Origin of the sequence: Telluria beijingensis (assembly GCF_030770395.1) — a bacterium.
In the GTDB taxonomy this organism is placed as follows: Bacteria; Pseudomonadota; Gammaproteobacteria; order Burkholderiales; family Burkholderiaceae_D; genus Telluria; species Telluria beijingensis.
The window spans coordinates 3224418-3247111 of record NZ_CP132480.1 but is presented as its reverse complement, the minus strand read 5'-3'; the positions used below and the strand labels follow the sequence as shown (position 1 = coordinate 3247111).

At 64.9% G+C, this 22694-nt stretch carries 22 protein-coding genes, 1 pseudogene and 1 riboswitch; of the genes and pseudogenes, 7 read left to right on the top strand and 16 right to left on the bottom strand.

Translation table 11 applies throughout. The annotated features are described in order from the left end of the window. Nucleotides 1-17 precede the first annotated feature (17 nt). Entirely contained in the window at nt 18-740 is a 723-nt protein-coding gene (locus Q9246_RS14415) for a hypothetical protein (RefSeq protein ID WP_306391263.1), read from the top strand. Between the two features lie 12 nt (nt 741-752). Here the strand turns inward: Q9246_RS14415 and Q9246_RS14410 are convergent, their stop codons facing one another. From Q9246_RS14410 to Q9246_RS14360, 11 genes and pseudogenes are all read right to left on the bottom strand, one after another. Continuing rightward, nucleotides 753-1484: a helix-turn-helix domain-containing protein gene (locus Q9246_RS14410; RefSeq protein ID WP_306391262.1), complete on the bottom strand. Its 732-nt coding sequence runs from the start codon at nt 1482-1484 to the stop codon at nt 753-755. Between the two features lie 184 nt (nt 1485-1668). Beyond that, nucleotides 1669-2082: a type II toxin-antitoxin system HicB family antitoxin gene (locus Q9246_RS14405; RefSeq protein WP_306391261.1), complete on the bottom strand. Its 414-nt coding sequence runs from the start codon at nt 2080-2082 to the stop codon at nt 1669-1671. A 36-nt stretch (nt 2083-2118) separates the two neighbouring features. Further along, nucleotides 2119-2301 (bottom strand): annotated as a pseudogene (locus tag Q9246_RS14400) (type II toxin-antitoxin system HicA family toxin). A 140-nt stretch (nt 2302-2441) separates the two neighbouring features. Further along, on the bottom strand, nt 2442-2645 hold the full coding sequence (locus Q9246_RS14395; protein WP_306391260.1) for a hypothetical protein: 204 nt from the start codon (nt 2643-2645) through the stop codon (nt 2442-2444). 17 nt (nt 2646-2662) lie between these two features. Continuing rightward, nucleotides 2663-4000: an ATP-dependent protease ATPase subunit HslU gene (hslU, locus tag Q9246_RS14390; RefSeq protein WP_306391259.1), complete on the bottom strand. Its 1338-nt coding sequence runs from the start codon at nt 3998-4000 to the stop codon at nt 2663-2665. Between the two features lie 13 nt (nt 4001-4013). Continuing rightward, on the bottom strand, nt 4014-4550 hold the full coding sequence (hslV, locus tag Q9246_RS14385) for an ATP-dependent protease subunit HslV (RefSeq protein ID WP_071360808.1): 537 nt from the start codon (nt 4548-4550) through the stop codon (nt 4014-4016). 257 nt (nt 4551-4807) lie between these two features. Then, a complete protein-coding gene (locus Q9246_RS14380) occupies nt 4808-6076 on the bottom strand; it encodes an STAS domain-containing protein (protein WP_306391258.1) in 1269 nt (422 codons plus the stop codon). Between the two features lie 219 nt (nt 6077-6295). Further along, nucleotides 6296-6745 (bottom strand): RNA polymerase-binding protein DksA, encoded by a 450-nt coding sequence (gene dksA / locus Q9246_RS14375; protein WP_306391257.1) that lies wholly within the window; start codon nt 6743-6745, stop codon nt 6296-6298. Between the two features lie 243 nt (nt 6746-6988). Further along, nucleotides 6989-8053, bottom strand: coding sequence for a CobW family GTP-binding protein (locus Q9246_RS14370; RefSeq protein ID WP_306391256.1), 1065 nt, complete (start codon nt 8051-8053; stop codon nt 6989-6991). Between the two features lie 154 nt (nt 8054-8207). Continuing rightward, nucleotides 8208-9167 carry a tyrosine recombinase XerC gene (locus tag Q9246_RS14365; RefSeq protein WP_306391255.1) on the bottom strand — a complete coding sequence of 320 codons (960 nt, stop codon included), beginning with the start codon at nt 9165-9167 and terminating at the stop codon, nt 8208-8210. Continuing rightward, on the bottom strand, nt 9168-9836 hold the full coding sequence (locus Q9246_RS14360; protein WP_306391254.1) for a DUF484 family protein: 669 nt from the start codon (nt 9834-9836) through the stop codon (nt 9168-9170). Between the two features lie 168 nt (nt 9837-10004). On the opposite strand from Q9246_RS14360, the gene Q9246_RS14355 reads away from it, so the two are divergent. Then, a complete protein-coding gene (locus Q9246_RS14355) occupies nt 10005-10973 on the top strand; it encodes an IS1595 family transposase (protein ID WP_422802327.1) in 969 nt (322 codons plus the stop codon). Nucleotides 10974-11032: 59 nt separating this feature from the next. On the opposite strand, the gene Q9246_RS14350 is transcribed toward Q9246_RS14355, so the two are convergent. Next, nucleotides 11033-12313, bottom strand: a complete 1281-nt coding sequence (locus Q9246_RS14350) for a porin (protein WP_306391252.1) — start codon at nt 12311-12313, stop codon at nt 11033-11035. Nucleotides 12314-12507: 194 nt separating this feature from the next. Next, a complete protein-coding gene (locus tag Q9246_RS14345) occupies nt 12508-13557 on the bottom strand; it encodes a porin (RefSeq protein ID WP_306391251.1) in 1050 nt (349 codons plus the stop codon). 506 nt (nt 13558-14063) lie between these two features. Between Q9246_RS14345 and Q9246_RS14340 the strand changes: the two genes are divergently transcribed. Then, nucleotides 14064-15704, top strand: a complete 1641-nt coding sequence (locus Q9246_RS14340; protein WP_306391250.1) for a tetratricopeptide repeat protein — start codon at nt 14064-14066, stop codon at nt 15702-15704. Nucleotides 15705-15732: 28 nt separating this feature from the next. On the opposite strand, the gene dapF is transcribed toward Q9246_RS14340, so the two are convergent. From dapF to Q9246_RS14325, 3 genes are read right to left on the bottom strand one after another with little or no spacing between them, the layout of a single operon-like run. Beyond that, on the bottom strand, nt 15733-16584 hold the full coding sequence (gene dapF, locus Q9246_RS14335) for a diaminopimelate epimerase (protein ID WP_306391249.1): 852 nt from the start codon (nt 16582-16584) through the stop codon (nt 15733-15735). A gap of 16 nt (nt 16585-16600) precedes the next feature. Continuing rightward, nucleotides 16601-17464, bottom strand: coding sequence for an LpxL/LpxP family acyltransferase (locus Q9246_RS14330; RefSeq protein WP_306391248.1), 864 nt, complete (start codon nt 17462-17464; stop codon nt 16601-16603). Next, nucleotides 17461-18546, bottom strand: a complete 1086-nt coding sequence (locus Q9246_RS14325; protein ID WP_479692550.1) for a lysophospholipid acyltransferase family protein — start codon at nt 18544-18546, stop codon at nt 17461-17463. The genes Q9246_RS14330 and Q9246_RS14325 overlap by 4 nt, the downstream gene beginning before the upstream one ends. Between Q9246_RS14325 and metK the strand changes: the two genes are divergently transcribed. The 4 genes from metK (at nt 18499) to metF (ending at nt 22671) form a co-directional block, all read left to right on the top strand. Further along, nucleotides 18499-19665 carry a methionine adenosyltransferase gene (gene metK, locus Q9246_RS14320; protein WP_306391247.1) on the top strand — a complete coding sequence of 389 codons (1167 nt, stop codon included), beginning with the start codon at nt 18499-18501 and terminating at the stop codon, nt 19663-19665. The genes Q9246_RS14325 and metK overlap by 48 nt on opposite strands. Nucleotides 19666-19875: 210 nt before the next feature. Next, a riboswitch (S-adenosyl-L-homocysteine riboswitch) is annotated at nt 19876-19949 on the top strand. 29 nt (nt 19950-19978) lie between these two features. Then, entirely contained in the window at nt 19979-21388 is a 1410-nt protein-coding gene (gene ahcY, locus Q9246_RS14315; RefSeq protein ID WP_306391246.1) for an adenosylhomocysteinase, read from the top strand. Between the two features lie 109 nt (nt 21389-21497). Continuing rightward, nucleotides 21498-21854, top strand: coding sequence for a phage holin family protein (locus tag Q9246_RS14310; RefSeq protein WP_306391245.1), 357 nt, complete (start codon nt 21498-21500; stop codon nt 21852-21854). Beyond that, on the top strand, nt 21841-22671 hold the full coding sequence (metF, locus tag Q9246_RS14305; protein ID WP_306391244.1) for a methylenetetrahydrofolate reductase [NAD(P)H]: 831 nt from the start codon (nt 21841-21843) through the stop codon (nt 22669-22671). The genes Q9246_RS14310 and metF overlap by 14 nt, the downstream gene beginning before the upstream one ends. Nucleotides 22672-22694: the final 23 nt, after the last annotated feature.

Genomic DNA, 22694 nt, shown 5'->3' with positions numbered 1-22694 from the left:
ATAATATGAACAAGCGCTTGCCTCTTCTCCTCAGCCTGCTGGCCCTGGTCTTGCTGGCGGCCTCGATCGCCTACTGGGTGCTGCAGCTGTACAAGCCGGCGCAGCGGCCGCTGGCGGCGGCGCCGGTCGCGACCCAGCCGCCGCCGAGCCCCGAGGCGGCCGCCACGCTGTTCGGCGGCCAGCCGACGGCCGTGATCTCGAACTTCCAGCTCACCGGCGTGGTGTCGGCCGGCGCCGACAGCGCGGTCATCCTGGTGGCCGACGGCCAGCCGCCGAAAGCCGTGCGCATCGGCCGCGAGATCGCGCCGGGCGTGACGGTGGCCGAAGTGCACCGCCGCTACGTGATGCTGTCGGATGGCGGCGTCATGAAACGGGTGGAACTGGCGCCCGATACCGGCCAGTCGACCTCGATCATGCCGCCCGAACCGCGCATGATGCAGCAACAGATGCAGCAACAGATGCCGCAGCCGATGCAGCAGCCGATGGGCGTCGAACCGCAGACCGCGCCGGGCGTGGTCGCGGTGCCGCCCGCGATGCAGAGCCGGCCACCGCCGGGCGGCGGTCCCCAGGGCATTCCGACCTCGCCCGAGAACGCCCAGGTAGTGCCCGAGCCCGAGATGGACGCGAACGTCGATCCGAACGCGCCGCCGGTCGACCAGGTCCCGCAACCGGCCAACCAGGTGCAGATGCCGCCGAACGCCTCGCCCATGAACCAGACCCAGCAGCCGATCACGCAGTAATGGATGGCGCCGTCAGCGCCGCAGCGCGGTAAATGCCGCCAGTTCCCACGATCTAAATCCCAGCAGCAAGGTATAGCCCTCACGTTCGCTCGCCGGCAAGCGCCGGTCGTTCAGGTGCAGCCGCGCCAGTTCCGCCGCCAATTGTTCAATTTTGAGCATCAGCTCTTGTGCGCTGGCATGCGATAGCCGCGCCGGCAGGCACATCAGTGCCTCTCCCTTGCCGTCGAAGCGCCCGGCAAAATAATCCTCCACCACGTGTTCGCGGAAGAAGTGCTGCACCGGCCCGTCCGGCAGCCAGCGGAATGCGTTGGACACCCGCAGCTGGTAGCGGTTCAGCGGCTTGAGTTCGATCAGTCCCAGCCGGTCGAGTTCGGCGAGCAGGGTGATGCACTCGGTCTCGCTCAATCGATAGGTTTCGATCACCTGCTCCACGCTCCAGTGGCCGAGGCAGCAGATCGCCATCAGCAGCAGGCGCGGATTGGCCACCAGCGAGCGTTCCTGCTGCAGGCTCAGCCCGTCGAGCTGGGGCCGGGTCTCGAGCGCGCCGCGCAGCAGTTCCTCCAGCGGGATGCCGGTCGCCTGGCAGATCTCGGCCAGCCGCGACAGCGCCATGTCTTTCTGGCCGAACATGCGTTTCACGCTCGATTCGCTCACGCCGATGCGTTCGGCCAGCAGCTTGTAGGTAATGCCGGCCGCGCGCAACCGGGCACGCAGGGCGTCGAGGATCAGGTCGGGTGAGCTCATGGGTTCCGTGATGAATGACGACGGCTGACTCTACCGTTGAACAGGTCGCATGAACAAGACGTATGCGACGAACGGCGTCCTGGGCCGACGAATCATCAGAGCAAGGTAGAGTGCAGGATTGTGAATCCTGTCGTCGCGGCCGAGCAGGGGGGCGACTGCGGAAGGCCAGTGGTGCGCCGACCTGTCAGGCGTGCCCGGTTTCCTCCGCAATCATTGCCAACGCTGCGCGAGAAATGAAGCCGCTGCGAGATTCGTGCCGCGCTTGCGCAAAGCTATCGATCTTCTTCAAGACGAAACGCGGAATGGAGATATTAATCCTTTCGGGTTTGGAATCGAACTTGGACGCATCGATATCCACCAAAGCCCATATCGCTCCCAAAAATTCTTCATTCGAAACAAGATCCTGGATTCGTGAGGTCTTGAAACTCAGGGGTTCTCCACTTTCCGCCAGTACTTCGTAGTGGCTGTAGATCGCCTCTCGGGCATTCTTGATTGCCTCGTCAATCGTGTCGCCCCAGGAATAACACCCTGGAACATCAGGCACTGTTACGCCATAAACGCTATTCTCATCCTTGTGAACTGCGATCGGCATTTCCATCTTTAATCCCATCATATAGAGGTCGCGAAGACCGGCCTACCTCAATCCGGCCTTCTCGAGAATGCTATTCACCGTCCCGATCGGTAAATCTTTCTTAGGGTGAGGCACCGTGAGAATCATCGTCCGTTCGGGATGCTTGAAGGTGTGATGGCTTCCTGCAATATGAACCTCACGCTATCCTGCTGTTGTCAGCATCCGAATCAAGGTTTTTGAATCCATCAGGATTCCCCTCGTCCGTGTCTTGTGGTGTGTGTAATTCTACACACGAACGTCGTGTCGTGTGTGATCGTGCATAAAAAAAGCGGGCACCGAAGTGCCCGCGAAGGAGAAATGCGTTGAAGGCAGCGCCGGCACCCGGATCACTCGTCCTCGTCCGCCACCAGCTTGACCTTCTTGAGCGCCCGCTTGGCCTCGTGCCGCTCGCTCGACAGCGGCTTGGCATGCGGCCCGGCCGCACGCGCCTTGGCCAGTGCCGCGATCGGATTACGTGGTTTGCCGAACTGTTGCGAAGGCTCGACGCGCAAGCGCATCTTTTGCCGTGTCGCCAATGCCTTGTTCGCCATGCGGGCCTCGCTGGAAATTACAGCACGTAGCGCGACAGGTCTTCGTTGACCGCCAGCGCATCGAGCCGTTCGTTGACATAGGCCGCGTCGATCCGCACCACCTGGCCGTTCTCGGAGCCGGCGCTGAACGAGATTTCTTCGAGAAGCTTCTCCATCACCGTGTACAGGCGGCGCGCGCCGATGTTCTCGGTGCGTTCGTTGACCGAGAACGCGATCTCGGCCAGGCGGTGGATGCCTTCGTCCACGAACTCGATCTTGACGCCCTCGGTCGCCAGCAGCGCTTCGTACTGCTTGGTCAGGCTGGCATGGGTCGAGGTCAGGATGCTCTTGAAATCCTCGATCGACAGCGATTCGAGTTCGACCCGGATCGGGAAGCGGCCCTGCAGCTCCGGGATCAGGTCCGACGGCTTCGACAGGTGGAAGGCGCCCGAGGCGATGAACAGGATGTGGTCGGTCTTGATCATGCCGTACTTGGTGTTCACCGTCGTGCCCTCGACCAGCGGCAGCAGGTCGCGCTGCACGCCGGCGCGCGAGACGTCGGCGCCGCCGTGTTCGGAACGGGTCGCGATCTTGTCGATCTCGTCCAGGAACACGATGCCGTTCTGCTCGACGTTGGCGATCGCCTTCTGCTTGAGCTCGTCCTCGTTCAGCAGCTTGCCGGCCTCTTCGTCGATCAAGAGCTTCATCGCTTCCTTGATCTTGAGCTTGCGCGGCTTCTTGCGCGCATTGCCCACGCCGGCGAACATCGACTTGATCTGCTCCGTCATTTCTTCCATGCCCGGCGGCGCCATGATTTCCATCTGCGGCGCGGCGTCGGCCACCTCGATCTCGATCTCGCGGTCGTCGAGCGAACCTTCGCGCAGGCGCTTGCGGAAGGTCTGGCGCGTGGCGTCGCCGTCCTTGCTTTCAGCCCCATTGCTGGTGTTGAAGCCGAAGTCGCGCGCCGGCGGCACCAGGATGTCGATGATGCGGTCTTCGGCCGCGTCCTCGGCGCGCTGGCGCACCTTCTTCGCTTCGCTGGCGCGGGTCTGCTTGACGCCGATGTCGATCAGGTCGCGGATGATGGTGTCGACGTCGCGGCCGACGTAGCCCACCTCGGTGAACTTGGTCGCCTCGATCTTGATGAAGGGCGCGTCGGCCAGCTTGGCCAGGCGGCGCGCGATCTCGGTCTTGCCGACGCCGGTCGGGCCGATCATGAGGATGTTCTTGGGCGTGATCTCGTGGCGCAGCGTCTCTTCCACCTGCTGGCGGCGCCAGCGGTTGCGCAGCGCGATGGCGACCGCCTTCTTGGCCTTGCCCTGGCCGACCACGTGCTTGTCGAGTTCGGAAACGATTTCCGGTGGGGTCATGTTCATGATGCTGCTCATATCAATCCAGGGTCTCGATGATGTGGGACATATTCGTGTAGATGCACAGCTCGCCGGCGATGGTGAGCGCCTTCTTGACCACCTCGCTTGGGGCCATATCGGTGTTCTCGTACAGCGCCTTGGCGGCCGACTGGGCGTAGACGCCGCCCGAGCCGATGGCGCCGATGCCGTCTTCCGGTTCCAGTACGTCGCCATTGCCGGTGATGATCAGGGTCGACTCGCGGTCGGCCACCAGCAGCATCGCTTCCAGGCGGCGCAGCACGCGGTCGGTGCGCCAGTCCTTGGCCAGCTCGACCGAAGCGCGCAGCAGGTTGCCCTGGTGTTTTTCCAGCTTGCCTTCGAAGCGGTCCAGCAGCGTGAACGCGTCGGCCGTGCCGCCGGCGAATCCGCACAAGACCTTGCCCTGGTACAGCTTGCGCACCTTGCGCGCCGAGCCCTTCATGACGACATTGCCCAGCGTGACCTGGCCATCGCCACCCAGCGCGACCTGGTTGCCGCGCCGCACACTGACGATGGTTGTACCGTGAAATTGTTCCATTTTGACCTCGTAATTGTCTAGCCAACAGCAGGTGGGGGCCGGCGACGGGATTGCAAGGTGAGCTCTGCCATAAATGCACGCGATCAAGTGTGCGCCCGACACAAGCAGCGTTCGCTACCCAGTCATGACGCACACTCAATCCGAAGGACCTGCGATGTTCCTGTTCTTTTCCAACAAGCTCGGCTGCCTTGGATCGATCCTGGTGTCGCTGGTCGTGACCCTGCTGCTGCTGCTGGCGCTCGGCGTCTTTTAACGGATCAGTAGCGGTGCGGATACAGCCGCACGTTGTCGCCTGCACCCAGCAGGCGCAGCAGGGTGGTGACCAGGTGGTTCAGTTCGCGCAGCTCGACGCCGCGGCCGGCCGCGGCATGCGCATCGAGCCGCGCCAGCAGGCTGCCGGCGCCGGCATAGTCGATCCGCGCCAGCCGCGAGCAATCGAGCACAAGCGTCTCGCGCTCTTGCGCATAGGCATCGATGGCCGACAGCAGGGCGTCGTCCGGGCCGCCAATCGAGGCCGGCAGCATGAAGCGGTCGCCGTGATCCGGGGCCGGGGCCGCGGTGGACACCCGCAGCGGGGCTTCGAACGAAGGCGGCGAGACCTCGTAGGTGACGCAGTAATCCATGGCCGCTTCTTCGAACTGCTTTTCGCGGTCCGTCAGCAGCAGCAGTTCGAGCAGCAGCAGCCAGGGCGCCGGGCTGGCGTCACGCCGGCCGATCACCAGCATCGGACGCAAGGTCGCCAGCAGGGTATCGGCGCCGGCCAGCACCAGTTCGCGGCCCGTACGGCGCAAGCCTTGCAGCGCGGCCAGCAGGCAGGCAGCGCCGTCGGCGTCGATCGCCGCCACCCGGCCGAAGTCGAGGCGGGCGACCGGCGCCGCCGCGTCCAGCACCCGCGCCAGGGGCGCCGCGACGGAGGTGTCGATCGTGGGGCCGAAGGTTTCCACCGTCGCCAGGGCGGCGCCGAACGGGGAGGCGCGACCGGGGCCGTTCGCACCGGTCGCCGCCGGCAGCGGCTTCCAGGCCGGCGGGGAGGTCTCGAAATGGCTGGCGTAGTCGATCGCCACGCTCTCGAAGGCGTCTTCGCGGCCATCGGCCTGGTACAGGTCGAACAGCATCCACCACGGCAGGCGCTCATGGCGGCCCAGCGTCGGCAAGGCCGCGCGCAGTAGGTGCTCGGCGACGTCGGGCTGGCCGTTGGCGTACAGGATGGCGCTTTCCTCGACCGCCGGCGCGCTGGCGGGCAGGGCGGCCTGGGCCGGGACGTCGGGCTCGCGCTGCGCAAGGCCATTGGCCGGTTGGCGCGCGCCGCTGCCCCAGGCCGGCTCGTCGTCGAACATGTCGGAAGCGAAGGCGAGTTCGATCTCGTCGATCTTGGCGGCGGTGGCGCGCGCGATCTCGCGCTGGCGCTCGCGCTCGGCCTCGGTGTCCAGGCGCGAGGGCTCGCCGCGCAGGCGCGACTCGGGCGGCGGCCAGTCGCGTCCGCCCGCGTCGTCGTTCTTTCTCTTCAGGAAGGAGAAAAGCCCCATGCTCACCGTTGTCAGTTAGGCCAGCCGTGCCAGACCATAGCACGAACCCGGATCATGCATGCTGTGCGCACGCCGCGAGGCCTAGTGTATCCGAACGGAAACGGGATGGTATGCATGGCGGCTGAACCGTGCGCAGTAGCGGCACGGGCTCCAGCAGGCGCGCAAACAAAAAAAGCATGCGACGGGTCGCATGCTTTTCTGGATGGGCACGGCGCTAGCTCAGTCGCCGTACAGTTTTTGCTTCAGCTCGCGGCGCTGCTGGGCTTCGAGCGACAGCGTGGCGGTCGGGCGGGCGATCAGGCGCGGGATGCCGATCGGTTCGCCGGTCTCTTCGCACCAGCCGTATTCGCCGCTGTCGATCGACTGCAGCGATTGCTGCACTTTCTTGAGCAGCTTGCGTTCGCGGTCGCGGGTGCGCAGTTCCAGCGCGTGTTCTTCCTCGATCGTCGCCCGGTCGGCCGGGTCGGGAACCAGGACGGTTTCACGCAGGTGTTCCGTGGTCTCGCCGGCGTTCTTCAGCAGTTCCTTCTCGAGTTCCTGCAGGCGATTCTTGAAGAACGCAAGCTGGGCTGCATTCATGTAGTCGTCATCGCCCATCGCCCGAATCTCTTCTTCCGTCAGGAGGCGTTCTTCGGGCTGGGCGGTATTCGGTTTCGTTGTTTTAGTCATGATGCCTTCGATACGACAGAGGTTTTCATTTTATCAGCTTGCTCATCAGTTACACCCGGCAAAGGTGTGCATGAGGCAAGCTGCCTTGATGGCGACGAAGCGCCATCCCTTCTCCGTCCCCGCCGTTGTGCGGCTGGGCGGTGCGCTGCAGGCGGCGCGAGGCCTGCCTGCGGTCCCTTGCCTCTCGAACTGTCGAGGCAGGTCGTCATGCGACCTCGGGCAGACCAGTCAAACTGATGTAGTTTATACCAAACACTGTTCAAGTCCGCGGATAAATACGTCTTTTGGTAAATTCTTACCAATAAACACCATCTTGGTCGCGGGCGTTTCGCTTTCGCCCCACTTCGGCCCCACGTCGCTGCCCATGATCTGGTGCACGCCCTGGAACACGACCTTGCGGTCCACGCCTTCCATCCGCAGCACGCCTTTATAGCGCAGCATTTGCGGGCCGAATACCTGCACCAGGCTACCGAGGAATTGCTCGAGGCGCTCGGGATCGAAGGCGCGCTCGCTCTTGAACACGAAGGCGGCGATGTCGTCGGTGTGGTGGCCGTGGTGGTGGTCGTGGGTGCAGGCTTCGCCATGCGCGTGGTCGTGGCCGCAATGGGCGTGATCATGATCGTGTTCATGATCGTGGTCGTGGCCTTCCTCGACCTTCAGGAAGTCTGGATCGAGTTCCAGTTTGTCGTTCAGGTTGAAGCCGCGCAGGTCGAGCACGTCCGAAATCGGGGCCCGGCCGAAGTCGCTGGTCGCGATCGGCGCGCGTGGGTTGATGCGGTGCAGGCGGGTCTTGAGGGCCTCGACGGCGGCGGCATCGACCAGGTCGGTCTTGGACAGCAGGATCTTGTCGGCAAAGCCGACCTGGCGCTGGGCTTCTTCGTGCTGGGTTAATTGTTCATTTGCATGGCGGGCATCGACCACGGTCACCACGGCGTCGAGCAGGTAGTTGGCGCCCACTTCTTCGTCGACGAAGAAGGTCTGGGCCACCGGGCCAGGATTGGCCAGGCCGGTGGTTTCGATCACCACGCGGTCGAAACTGATCTCGCCGGCGGCGCGCTTCTGCGCCAGGCTGTTCAGGGCCACGATCAGGTCGCCGCGCACGGTGCAGCAGATGCAGCCGTTGTTCATCTCGACGATCTGCTCGCTCGCATCCTGCACCAGGATCTCGTTGTCGATGTTTTCCTGGCCGAATTCGTTCTCGATGACGGCGATGCGCATGCCGTGCTCTTCCTGCAGGATGCGGTTGAGCAGGGTGGTCTTGCCCGCGCCGAGGAAGCCGGTCAGGATGGTGCTGGGAATCAGGTCCATTGGTTCGCTACTCGTGTTGGGGTCAGGTTGGACAAAAGAACCGGGGGATTATGCCGCAATTCTTGCAAGCTCACCATCAAGCGTGTCCGGTGTTGACCGAGTTCAAACCATGAACTGGAAGATGTGGCTGGAATGGCGCGGCCGCGTCGCCGCCTTACTTGGCCTTGGCGCGCGGATGGGCTGCGTCGTACACCTTCGACAAGTGCTGGAAGTCGAGCGCCGTATAGATCTGGGTCGAGGTGATGCTGGCGTGGCCGAGCAATTCCTGCACCGCGCGCAGGTCGCCCGAGGATTGCAGCAGGTGCGAGGCGAAGGAGTGGCGCAGCACGTGCGGGTGCACGTTGACCGGCGTGCCGGCGCGCAGCGCATGTTGCTTGAGCCGTTGTTGCACCACGCGCGGCGAGATGCGGGTGGCGCGCGCCGACAGGAACAGGGCGGCGCTGCCGTCGCGCGCGGCGGGCCGCACCGCCATCCAGGCAGACAGCGCGTCGCGCGCCGGACCGCCCACGGGCACCCGGCGCATCTTGTTGCCCTTGCCGGTGACCACGACTTCGCCGGCCTGCAGGTCGAGCCAGCCGAGCGAGGCCGGCTGGCCGGCGCGCGCATCCTGCCAGGCGAGGTCGAGGCCGGCCAGTTCCGACACCCGCAACCCGCTCGAATACAGCAGCTCGAACATGGCGCGGTTGCACAACTCGAAGGGATCGGCATGGCCGCGCGTGTTTGATTCCATCAATTGCACGGCGTCGTCGACGGCCAGCGCCTTGGGCAGGCTGCGGGGGCGTTTCGGCGCCTGCACGCCGTCCACCGGGTTGGCCGCCAGCGGCGTGTGGTTCGACAGCCAGCCATAGAAGCCGCGCCAGCCGGACAGCTTGCGCGCGATCGTGCGCGCCGATTGGCCGCCAGCATGCAGTTTGGCGGCGCAGCGGCGGATGTCGAAGTGGGTCAGCCGGGTCCAGTCGTCGTGGCCGGCCAGCGCGGCCAGTTCGGCCAGGTCGCGCCGGTAGGCGGCGACCGTGTGCGGCGACAGCTGGCGCTGGGCCGTCAGTTCGCCCAGGTAGCGCGTGGCCCAGTCGGCCGCAGCGCCGTCAGTGCCGTCGCGCCCGTGGCCGTCCATTTATTTGGCGCGCAGCGGCGTCAGCGCGGTGGTCGCGGTGGCGGCGATGTGGACCAGGAAATCGGTCGCCATCGCCGTCGTGAAGCGCGCCGGGTCGGGCGAGCCCAGCACCAGCAGGCCGAAGCTCTGGCCCGGCTGGCCCAGCGGCAGCATCACGGTCGAGCGGATCGTGTCCGCATTGTCGAGCCAGCGCACCGCCTCGAAATCGTTGTTGGGGCCGCAGTACGGCGCGCGCAGGCTGTTGGCGAAGATGCGCGCATCGTCCGACACGCCCTGGGCGAACCATTCATCCGCGTAGTCCGGGGCCAGGTTCCACAGGCGCAGGGTGACTTGCGGTACGATGAAATGGGCACGCAAGCCATCGGCCAGGTCGCGCGCCATGGCCGCGCCGCCTTTCGAGACCAGCAGGGACTGGGTCCAGGCGTGGAAACGGTTGGCGATGCCGGCGTTTTCCTCGGCGCGGCGCGACAGGTCCGACAGGCGCAGCTCGAGGGCGCGGAATTTATCGCGCATCACTTCCATCTGGCGTTCCTGCAGCGACACGGTGCGGCCGGTGAGGGGGCTCGACAGTTTCACTTCGCCCAGCAGGCCGGCGTGCTCCTGGAAAAATTGCGGGTGGTCGATCAGGTATTGCGCGACAGTGTTGGCGTCCAGTGGTGCGATGCTCATGTGGAATTGGGTGGTGGAATCAATCGAACCATTTTACCCGACGCGGGCATGGCGCCGAAGTTTTAACGGGAAACAAAAAGGCGCTGTCAACGTTAAATATGGATGAGCATTGAACTGCTGAGCTGATCCGTGGTCCAAGCCCTATCGCCACGGATAGGGAGCCGCACTGTGAAAGCTCTTGGGTTTGCCGAACTGTTCGCCCAACTTGCGCTGTTAAACCAGGCGCAACGCCAGCAGGTACTGACCGCCCTGCATCCGGCAGTCGGGCTGGACCGGGTGGTAGTCCTGGTCGACGAGATCCGCCGTGACGAGCGGCGCTGTCCGGATTGCGGCTGCGCACGCTATCACCGGCACGGCTGCGCCAACGACCTGCAACGGTTTCGCTGCTGCGCTTGCGGGCGCACCTTCAACGACCTGACCGGCACGCCGCTGGCGCGGCTCAGGCACAAGGACAAGTGGCTTGGTTATCTTGTTACCGTGCTGGAATCGCGATCGGTGCGCGCCGCCGCCAGGCAGGTCGACGTGCACCGCAATACCGCATTTCGATGGCGCCACCGCTTCCTCGACCGGGTCAAGGACGACCGGCCCGTTTGCCTGTCCGGCATCGTCGAGGCCGACGAGACCTTCCTGCTCGAATCGCAGAAAGGCTCGCGCAAGCTCGACCGCAAACCGCGCAAGCGGGGTGGCAAGGCTGCCTTGCGCGGCATCTCGCGTCATCTCGACTGCATCCTGGTGGCGCGCGACCGAAGCGGGCAGACCATTGACGCCGTTACCGGCCGCGGCGCCCTGAAGGCGGCCCAGTTGACCACATTCCTGTTGCCAAAACTCGATCCGCAAGCGCTGCTGGTCACCGACGCCAATGCCGCCTATCCGGCCTTCGCACGGGCCCATGGCATTGCGCACCAGGCCGTCAATGCCGGCGCTGGCGAACGGGTGCGCACGAGTAGCGCGGGCGCCATCCATATCCAGGGCGTCAACGCTTACCATCGACGCTTCAAGGAGTGGCTGGCGCGCTTCCATGGCGTGGCCTCGCGCTGGCTCCCTAACTATCTGGGCTGGCGCTGGGCCCTTGATGGTGGTCGAGTCACTTCTGTCGAGCAATTGCTGCGCATCGCATTCGGGGTCATCAACAGGTAACGGTGACAGCGCCAACAAAAAAGACGCCCGCAGGCGTCTTTCGCGGGAGCGTCGATCGCTCAGAAACGGTGACGGATGCCCAGCTGCAGGGCGCGGCCGTCGGCGCCCGGGGCTTCGGTGAAGCCGCCCGGATTGCCCGAGGTGCCCGGAGAATACTGGGCCTCGTTGTCGTTCTTGATGAAGGCCAGCGCGGTGTACAGGTCGGTACGCTTGGACAGGTAGTAGTTGTAGCCGACCGCATACAGGTTGGCGTCGCTGTTCGATGCGGTGCGGTCGTTCTGGTGCGCGTACGAGGCCACGATGCGGCCGTTGCCGACACGATAGTGGGCGCCGACCTGGTAGCTGTTGGCGTCCTGCTGGGTATTGGCCTTGATATTCGTGTCGAACACGCTCAGCAGGAAATTCTGGGTCGCCTGCGGCACGCCCTGCGCCACCAGCGCCGGCACCACTGCCTGGTTCCAGCCGGTCAGGTAGTCGGGGATCAGGGCCGAATTCTGGTTGCGCTGGCTGTGGAAGCCGGCGAAGAATTTCCAGCGCTCGCCCATGGTGTAGGAGCCGCCCACCGTCGTGGTGCGCAGGCTCGGACGGTTCTGCATGTCGTAGCCATGGTTGTAGCCGATGCCGACGTCGAAGCCATTGGCCTTGTAGGTGATGGCGCCGGCGCGGAATTTCTTGTAGCGGCCGAGATAGCCCGAATTGCGCGCGCCATACATGATCGAGCCGCCCAGGCCGTTCGGCAGGGCGATCCGGTACTGGATCGATTCCTGCGAGCGGATGTCGGCGCCCAGCGCGGTGAAGCCGGCGGTGCCGCCGGTGATGTGGCCCCAGGTGCCGGCGGTGCCCGATTCGAAGGCGTCAGCCATGTTGAACACCTCGTAGCCCGGGGTGTACATGCGACCCAGCATCACGGCGCCGATCGGGGTGATCAGGCCGACCATCGCGGTGCGGTCGAACAGGGCTTTTTCCTGGTTGACGGCCGGCGCGCCCGGCGGCTGGATCGCCGCCTGCAGGCGGTCGCGGATGGCTTGCGGAATCTGGTTCATGCCGCGCAGCAGGTAGACGCCGGGATTGTCGTTCATCAGCGCCGGCTGCTGCGAGCCGTTGTCGAGTTCGACGCGGGCTTCGAGATTGAAGATGGCCTTGTAGCCATTGCCCAGGTCTTCGCTGCCCCGGATGCCGAGACGGGAGCCGTCGGCGCCGCCACTATAGATCTTGGTCGGTCCACCTTTTTGCCACATCACGCCGGCATCGGCGATGCCGTAGATCTGGACACTGGTCTGGGCCAGGGCGGAGCAGGCAAACGTAGCGCCGAGCAGGGCGGCGATCAGGCTTTTCTTCATCGGGTCTCCATGTGTTTTCTTGTTGCGATGCATGTGCTCGCTTTACCAATATGCCATTGCCCCGGCGCACTGTACAGAACGCTCGTTCGCGAATGCGCTGAGGGGAAGGTGGCGTTGTGAAAACACTACAAGAATGGCGCATGAAGAGGGCGGCCATGCCGCCCCATGCAGAAAGGATGAAATGAAAGTCGTACTTAGAACGAATGGTGGATGCCGATGTCGTACTGGTTGATCGTGGCCGGATTGGTCAACAGCCCCTTCTTGCGCGAGGCGTCGATGTACAGATAGGTGCGCTTCGACAGGCTGTATTCATACCCCAGCGACAGCTGCCTGACCTTTTCCGCGCCATCGTTATCCTTCTGGCCATAACCCGCAAGCAATTTGCCAGGGCCCAGGGTGTAGTTCGCACCCAGCACCCACGAAGTGGTGTCGGTATTGAACAGGCGGGTGTGGTCTTCGTCCAGCCTGGTGAACGTGCCCATCAGCTTGAGTTCAGGGGTCGCGTACACCGAAGCGCCAACCGACCAGACCTTCGATTCGATCGCGTTGCGCTCATAGGCGGCCATCAGGGCCGCCGGGCCGTTGTGGTAGGTGGCGGAGACCGAGAAGGGATTGGCCGAGGCTTCGGCGCCGGCCGGGTATTGCGGCGCGCCGGCGCTGCCGCGGCCGATGATGGCGACGCCGCCATTGTTTTCCTTGGTGGCCAGCGCGGTATTGAGCTGGAAGCCGCCCATGACCGGCGTGTTGTACCAGACGGCGTTCGACCAGCGGTTGCCGGATGCGCCGACCGGATCGAGCGGCTGCGAGCTGTAGCCGGCGACGCTCAGGTCGGTATAGAAGCCGCCCGCGGTCGGGATTGCATGGAAGGGTTCGAAGTTGCCGATGGTCTCGTGAAACGGCGTCAGGCCGCGGCCGATGCGCAGCATGCCGAAGCCGCCTTGCAGGCCGACCCGGCTCTGGCCCTGGAACAGTTGGCGCCCATTGCCGTCAGGACCGATCTCGCTGCTGCCGGTGTCCGGTTCGTAGCGCATTTCGAGGTGGAACAGAGCGGTAAAGCCATTGCCCAGGTCTTCGGTGCCCTTGAATCCGAGGGTGTTGGCGGCCCGCTTGCCGATGCTCACGTCCTGGCCGCTGCGCTTGACGATGCCGGCATCGAGGGTGTCGTAGACCTGTACCGACGACTGCGCATGGGCCGCACCGGCGCAAGCGCCCAGCAGTGCGACGGCCAGGAAGGAATTCTTCATCGTTGGTTCCCAGGATCAAATGAATGCAGCCGTCGGCAGCGGGCGAGACGTCCGGAAAGTCACCTTCATTGTCCAGACGCCAGGACTGGCTAATTGGTCAATTATCAGCGGCGGGCTTGGTAGATCGCCAATAAATCCAATCGTGCTGTTGTATTTTTGAAACTCGTGTCACCCAGGATGTAACAATCCCGGCGATCCTGCATCCGAGAGAAGAATGAAGGCATCTTTCGTCAAACGGGCGCGAGCGCGGTTCATTGGCGCACCGCCACGCTGGCCAGTTTCATCCGTTTGACTCTGCTTTGCGGCGCGTCAACTCATCCGCCAATCGAATCGAATCGTCGTTGGCGGCAGCTTAGACTTTGGCCTCTACACACGGACGACGACAGGAGTTGTCAATACCTTGTATATTGGCAGCCTCGCCAGGCCGGCTTGCGCCATGGGTGCATGCGGCCGTGCTGCCGTCGCCATTGCGTGTTGCCGACTCACTTTTTACATGTATTCCAACAATGGCTAACCGCGAAGAATTGGCGATCATTCGCAATGCCCGCGCCGGGCAGGTGGCGGCCCAGCTCGAGCTGGGCAAGCTGTATTTGTTCGGCAGTGCCGGACTCCCGCAAAGCCTGCCGACGGCGCTGCACTGGCTCGACCGCGCGGCCCGGCAAGACTGTCCGCCGGCCTGGCAGCTGATCGGCAACCATATCCCTCTAGAGCTGGCTCAGCGTAACGCGGCGACCGTCGCCCAGTGGTACGAGCGCGCCTATGACGATGGCAGCCTGCATGCGGGCCTGGTCTATGCCCAGCTGATGTTCGATGCATCGGCGGCGGTCCAGCCGCACCCGAAGGCGGTGCAGGCGCTCGAGGACGCGGCGCGCGCCGGCTTCCCGCACGCCCAATGGATGTTGTCGCAGCGCCAGGGCAAGCCAGCCCAGCCGCCTGCGCGGACGGCGGCGCCAGGCACGGCGGCGCCGGCGCCCGGGACTGCCGGGCGCATGGCCGCGCGCCCGTCCGGTCTTGACGGCCAGCGGCGCCCGCCCGCTGGCGCCGGCGCGGCGCAGTACGCCGCCCTCGACGAGGCCTGGATGGCGCGCCGCTGGAACGATTACCTCGAGCGCGCATTGCCGCAGGCGCGCGCGCTGGTGAACGAGCGCGGCGAACAGGGCGAGATGCGCCGTTTCGCGCCGGACGAAATCGCGCTGCTGTCGCGCTGCGCGCGCCTGCTCGAGCCGGCGCTCGATGGCGTGAGCGGGCTGCCGGCACTGGACGCCGGCGCCGTGGCCGCGGCCTGCGGGCCGGGCGAACCGGTCGTGTTCTGGGAACTCGCCGCGGCCGAACACGATGGCCATGCCCAGCTGGCGCTGGGCCTGCGCTGCGCCCGCATGCGGGTCGATGGCCGGCGCTGCACGGGCGCTGCGGGCCCGACGCACGTGGCCAATTTCAAGAAGGCGATCCGCTGGCTGACGCTGGCCGGCGAACAAGGCCTGGCCGAGGCCTGGTATGCGCTGTCGCGCATCTATATCAAGCCCGAATTTTCGCAACGTAACGTGGCCGATGCCCAGCGCTACCTGGAACGGGCGGCCGAGATGGGTTACCGCGACGCCCAGCTCGAGTGCGGGCACAATGCCTGGCGCGCGCGCCGCGAGAACGAGAACAACGACGTGCGCGCCGTGTACTGGCTGCAGAAAGCGGCGGCCCAGGACTCGCCCGACGCGGTGGCGCTGCTGCGCAAGATCGCGCCGCGCGCCGCGGCCGCGCCATATACCGAAACCGGCCGCCTGCTGGCCAGCCATGCCGATGCGCTGGCGGGACATCCGCTGCTGGCCGCGCGCATCGAACTGGCGGCGCTGTTCGGCCTCTCGCGCGCCGAGGCGCTGCTGCTCGACGTCGGGGCCGCCGACCAGGGCCATTGCCTCGTCATCGACATCCGCGCCAGCTATGGGCGCAGCAAGCGGCGGCTGGTGCTGGTGGAATCGGCGCACGAGCGCCAGGCGCTGGACCGCATCGTGCGCCTGTTCGAGCAAGTCGATTGCGGCCCGACCGGGCCCGAAGGCAATTACCGGCAGCGCCTGTACCGGCTGCGCACCGTCGTCAATGTAGCGCTGCCCGGCAACGACGACGACGGCGGCGCCGACATCGAGCTGGCGGCGTGACGGCAGGCGCCAGTTTGTTGAAACTTCCCTAGACCTCGACTTCGCCCTCGAACACCGACACTGCCGGTCCGCTGAGATAAACCGGTTGACCGGGCCCCGCCCAGGCGATGCTCAGTTCGCCGCCCCGTGCCGACACGCGCACCGGCGAATCGAGCAGGCCGCGGCGGATGCCGGCTACCACCGCCGCGCAGGCGCCGGTGCCGCAGGCCAGCGTCTCGCCGGCGCCGCGCTCGTAGACGCGCAGGCGAATATGCCGGCGGTCTACCACCTGCATATAGCCGGCATTGACCCGCTTCGGAAAACGCGCATGGCGCTCGATCAGCGGGCCGGTGGTGTCCACCGGCGCCGCGTCGACGTCGTCGACCACCTGCACCGCATGCGGATTGCCCATCGAGACCACCGACACGAACACGGTCTTGCCGCCCACCGGCAGCGGCCACAGCGTGTCTTCGCCCTCGGCCCAGCCGCCCAGGCCGGCGCTGTCGAACGGCACCTCGGCCGGTTCGAGGCGCGGCGCGCCCATGTCCACCGTCACGCTGCCGTCGTCTTCCAGGCGCGGGCTGATGATGCCCGACATGGTCTGCACGCGGATGCTGCGCTCGCGGGTCAGGCCCTGGTCGACCACGAAGCGCACGAAGGCGCGCGAGCCGTTGCCGCATTGCTCGACCTCGCCGCCATCGTTGTTGAAGATGCGGTAGCGGAAGTCCACACCTTCCTCGCTCGGCCGCTCGACGACCAGGATCTGGTCGGCGCCGATGCCGAAGCGGCGGTCGGCCAGGCGCCGCCATTGCTCCGCGCTCAGGTCGACCTGCTGGTTGATGGCGTCGACGACGATGAAATCGTTGCCCGCCCCGTGCATCTTGGTGAATTTCAGTTTCATGCTCATTCCGTCCTGCTCAATCGTACAGCGAAGCTTCACCCGGCGGCCGGGTCTTGAAGCGTTTATGGGTCCAGAAGTATTGCTCCGGCGCCTCGCGCACGCGCTCTTCGATGAAGGCGTTCATGCGCCGGGTCGCTTCGACCATGTCGTCGCCCGGATAGTCTTCCCACGCGGGATAGAAACGCACGCGCCAGCCCTGGTAGTCCGGCAGGTAGGTGGCGATCACCGGGATCACCTTGGCGCCCGTGGTCGCGGCGATGCGGCCGAGCGCGGTCAGGGTCGCGGCCTGCACGCCGAAGAAGGGCACGAATTCGGCATCCTTCTCGCCGAAATCCATGTCCGGCAACATGAAATAGGGCAGGCCGTCGCGCAGCGCGCGCAGGATCGGCTTGATGCCTTCCTTGCGCGTCACCAGGCGCACCGGGCCGTAGCGTTCGCGGCCATGGCGCAGCAGGCGGTCGAAGGCTTCGTTCTTTTGCGGCACGTACATGCTGCACACGGGGATCACGCGCGAGGCGACGCCGGCCACGTCCAGGCACACGAAGTGCGGGCACAGCAGAATCGTGGGGCCGGCCTCCATCGCGGCCTGCGGCACCGCCGGCTCGACCTGGATCAGGTTGCGCACGCGCTCCTCGGGCGCCCACCACAGGATCGAGCGCTCGACGATGCTGCGCGCGTAGGCGCGGAAGTGGCGGTGCGCGATGCGGCGCCGTTCCTTCTCGTCCAGCTCCGGCATGGTCAGGCGCAGATTGGTCAGCGCGATATGGCGGCGCCGGCCCATGATCACGAACATCAGGCTGCCGATCGATTCGCCGATGCGGCCCAGGATGGGCAGCGGCAGGAAATGCAGCAGCCACAGGATGCCAAGCAGGAGCCTCATGGCGCGACCTCGCCCTCGGGACCGGCCACGCCTTCCGGCTGCTTGTAGCGGTTGTAGCTCCAGAAATACTGGCTTGGCGCGCGTGCGATCAGTTGCTCCATGGCGCGGTTGATCGCCGCCGCCTGGTCGGCCGCCGAACCACTCAAATCGCCGTCGAACGGCACGAAGCGCACGATATAGCCGGCGCCGCCCGGACGCCGCTCGGCATACACCAGCAGGATGTCGGCCTTGCCCAGCTGGGCCAGCTTGGCCGGCAGGGTCATCGTGTAGGCGTTGCGGCCGAAGAAGGGCGCCCACACGCCTTCGCCTTCCTGCGGCACCTGGTCGGGCAGCAGGCCGATCGGCTGGCCGCTCTTGAGGGTCTTGGCCAGGATGCGCACGCCGGACAGGTTGGCCGGCGCCAGGTGCAGGTTGTGGCGCGCGCGCGCGCCTTCGACCAGCGGCCTGAGCGCGTCCTTGCGCGGCGGACGATACATGACCGTCAACGCCGTCTTGAGCGCGATCTGCTGCGCCGTCATTTCGAAGCAGCCCAGGTGTGGCGTCAGGAACACAATGCCGCGGCCTGCGTCGAGTTTTTCCTGGACCAGTTCCCAGTTTTCCACCGTGGCATGCCTGGCAACCCGTTCCGGATTGGCGCACCACACGAAGGCAAGCTCGATCGCGGCCTTGCCGGCCTCGGACACGGCCTGTTTCCAGTACGCGTCATAGCCGGCCTGGGCCAGGTTGGCGCGCAGGCGGCGCTTGTACGATGGCGACAGCCAGTACACCAGCCAGCCCAGCGCCGCGCCCAGGGCGTGCAGGAAGGACAAGGGGAAAACAGATAATATTCGGAAAATTACTACAAGCATGTCGATTGATGGGTGTCGTACGCCATATGCGTTTCCACACCAAAATTCCAAGGAAGCGTAAAATACCACTTTATGCTGGATCCGCCGAGTTAACAGACAACTTGCGAAGCGGAATATAAATTTCGCTAAAGCGTCGCAGGCATCAGTTTGCTGCGGCAATTCATGTAAACAGTAACTGGAGCCTACATGTCGAACGACTACCTCTTTACTTCCGAATCCGTGTCCGAAGGGCATCCGGACAAGGTCGCTGACCAGATTTCCGACGCCATCCTCGACGCCATCCTCGAGCAAGACCCGACCGCGCGCGTCGCCGCCGAAACCCTGTGCAATACCGGCCTGGTCGTGCTGGCCGGCGAGATCACCACCCACGCCAACGTCGACTATATCTCGGTGGCGCGCAATACCATCAAGCGCATCGGCTACGACAACACCGATTTCGGCATCGACTACAAGGGCTGCGCCGTGATGGTCTGCTATGACAAGCAGTCCCCCGACATCGCCCAGGGCGTCGACGAAGGCGCCGGCATCGACCTCGACCAGGGCGCCGGCGACCAGGGCCTGATGTTCGGCTATGCCTGCGACGAAACGCCAGAACTGATGCCGGCCGCCATCTATTATTCGCACCGCCTGGTCGAGCGCCAGTCGCAGCTGCGCAAGGATGGCCGCCTGCCATGGCTGCGTCCGGACGCCAAGTCGCAAGTCACCCTGCGCTACGTCGACGGCCGTCCGGTGGCCGTGGACACCGTGGTGCTCTCGACCCAGCACCACCCCGACGTCACCCATTCGCAGATCGAAGAAGCGGTGATCGAAGAGATCATCAAGCCGACCCTGCCGCGCGAGTGGCTCGAGAAAACCCGCTTCCTGGTCAACCCGACCGGCCGCTTCGTCATCGGCGGCCCGCAGGGCGATTGCGGCCTGACCGGCCGCAAGATCATCGTCGACACCTACGGCGGCGCGGCCCCGCACGGCGGCGGCGCGTTCTCGGGCAAGGATCCGTCGAAGGTCGACCGCTCGGCCGCCTACGCCGCGCGCTACGTCGCCAAGAACATCGTCGCCGCCGGCCTGGCGCGCCAGTGCCAGGTGCAGGTCAGCTACGCGATCGGCGTGGCGCGTCCGATCAATATCACCGTGTACACCGAAGGCACCGGCGTGATCTCGGACGAGAAGATCGCGGCCCTGGTCAACGAGCACTTCGACCTGCGCCCGAAAGGCATCGTGCAGATGCTCGACCTGCTGCGCCCGATCTATTGCAAGACCGCGGCCTACGGCCACTTCGGCCGCGAAGAGCCGGAGTTCACCTGGGAGCGCACCGACAAGGCGGCGGCGCTGCGCGCGGCGGCTGGCCTGGCGTAATTTCTTGCGCCGCGGGCTGACGGGTATGTTCGGTCTGCGCTGCGTACTTGGGTTCCCGCCTGCGCGGGAACGACGTTGGTTGAGGGTGTGAGATGTCGATAAGTCGATTTCGGACACGCACTCATACACGTCGTTCCCGCGCAGGCGGGAACCCAAGTCATTTGCACACCGGCGAGGTATCCACGACCGGTCAAGCGTGCTAAACTACCCCGTTCCGAGGAGCGTTGCGACAGAGAGTCCCCTCTTTGCCAGGCTCGGATATCCAGCAACCGCGCTCACGTTACTTTTTTCTAAACATTGAAAGGAGGGCGTGATGAGCGCCGTACTCAAAGACTCCCAAGACTACATCGTCGCCGACATCTCCCTGGCTTCCTGGGGCGAGAAGGAAATCCGCATCGCCGAAACCGAGATGCCGGGCCTGATGGCGATCCGCGAAGAATACGCCGCGACGCAGCCGCTGAAAGGCGCGCGCATCGCCGGTTCGCTGCACATGACCATCCAGACCGCGGTCCTGATCCGCACCCTGGAAGCCCTGGGCGCCACTGTGCGCTGGGCATCGTGCAATATCTACTCGACGCAGGACCACGCCGCCGCGGCCATCGCCTCGGTCGGCACGCCAGTCTTCGCCATCAAGGGCGAGACCCTGGACGAATACTGGGAATACACCCACCGCATCTTCGAATGGCCGGGCGAGCACGCCAACATGATCCTGGACGACGGCGGCGACGCAACCCTGCTGCTGCACCTGGGCGTGCGCGCCGAGAAAGACATCTCGGTGCTGGACAAGCCGGGTTCGGAAGAAGAAATCTGCCTGTTCAACGCCATCAAGGGCCGCCTCGCGCGCGATCCGTCGTGGTACTCGAAGCGCCTGCCTGAAATCAAGGGCGTGACCGAGGAAACCACCACCGGCGTGCACCGCCTGTACCAGATGCACCAGGACGGCAAGCTGGCCTTCCCGGCGATCAACGTCAACGACTCCGTCACCAAGTCGAAGTTCGACAACCTGTACGGCTGCCGCGAATCGCTGGTCGACGGCATCAAGCGCGCGACCGACGTGATGGTGGCGGGCAAGATCGCCGTCATCGCCGGCTATGGCGACGTGGGTAAAGGTTCGGCCCAGGCCATGCGCGCGCTGTCGGCGCAGGTGTGGGTCACCGAGATCGATCCGATCTGCGCGCTGCAGGCGGCGATGGAAGGCTACCGCGTCGTGACCATGGACGAAGCCGCCGAACACGGCGACATCTTCGTCACCTGCACCGGCAACTACCACGTCATCACCGAGCAGCACATGCTCAAGATGAAGGACCAGGCCATCGTCTGCAATATCGGCCACTTCGACAACGAGATCGAAGTCGCCGCGCTCAAGAAGTACGAGTGGGACAATATCAAGCCGCAAGTCGACCACGTCATCTTCCCTGATGGCAAGCGCATCATCCTGCTGGCCGAAGGCCGCCTGGTGAACCTGGGTTGCGGCACCGGCCACCCGTCGTACGTGATGAGCTCGTCGTTCGCGAACCAGACCATCGCCCAGATCGAGCTGTTCATGAACACCGCGCAGTATCCGGTGGGCGTGTACACCCTGCCGAAGAAGCTGGACGAGAAAGTGGCGCGCCTGCAGCTGCGCAAGCTCAACGCCAAGCTGACCACGCTGACCGCCGAACAAGCCGCCTACATCTCGGTGAGCCAGGAAGGTCCGTACAAGCCGGAACACTACCGTTACTGATCGGTAGCAGCTTGTTAGTCATGTGAAACGTCCTTCGGGACGTTTCGCTTATCCACCATCGGGCGCCTCACGCCGTTGCTGCGCCCGCGTACCACGAAAGTCTGTACCGATGCGCTTGCTGATTACCTGGTTGATCAATGCCGCGGCCCTGATGGCCCTGCCTTACCTGATGCACTCCGTCGAAGTTTCCAGCATCGGCACCGCCCTGGTCGCGGCGCTGGTGCTCGGGCTGGTCAATACCCTGATCCGTCCGGTGCTGGTGATCCTGACCCTGCCGGTCACCCTGGTCTCGATGGGCCTGTTCATCCTCGTCATCAATGCCTTGCTGTTCTGGCTGGTGTCGAACGTGGTCGGCGGCTTCGAGGTGGCGGGTTTCTGGTCGGCCTTCCTGGCAGCCATCCTGTACAGCATCATTTCGTGGGCGCTCTCTACCTTGCTTCTTTCCGACAAAGATGGAAACTCCTGATTTCAGTATCGAGTTCTTCCCGCCCAAGACGCCGGAAGGCGCCGAGAAACTGCGCATCGCCCGCGAAAAGCTGGCCGACCTGCAGCCCAAGTATTTCTCGGTGACCTTCGGCGCCGGCGGCAGCACCCAGCAGGGCACCCTGGCGACGGTGCGCGAGATCCAGGCCGCCGGCCACGAGGCCGCGCCCCACCTGTCGTGCATCGGCGCCACCCGCGAATCGATCCGCGACGTCCTCAAGCAGTACCAGGACAGCGGCATCCGGCGCGTGGTGGCCCTGCGCGGCGACTTGCCGAGCGGTTACGGCGGCGCGGGCGAGCTGCGCTATGCCAGCGAACTGGTGGAATTTATCCGCCAGGAAACCGGCGACTGGTTCCACATCGAGGTCGCGGCCTATCCCGAGATGCACCCGCAGGCGCGTTCGCCGCAAGACGACTTGCAGGCCTTCGCGCGCAAGGTCCAGGCCGGGGCGAATGCCGCCATCACCCAGTATTTCTACAATGCCGACGCCTATTTCCAGTTCGTCGACAATGTGCGCAAGCTGGGCGTCGATGTGCCGGTCGTGGCCGGGATCATGCCGATCACCAACTACATGCAGCTGATGCGCTTCTCGGACATGTGCGGCGCCGAGATTCCGCGCTGGGTGCGGCTCAAGCTGGCCAGCTTCGGCGACGACAGCGCCTCGATCAAGGCCTTCGGGCTGGACGTCGTGACAGGGCTGTGCGAACGGCTGCTGGCCGGCGGTGCGCCGGGACTGCATTTCTACAGCATGAACCAGGCGGCGCCGACGACGGCGATCTGGCAACGCCTGCGCGCCTGAGCCATGATGGCCGGGCGCAACGC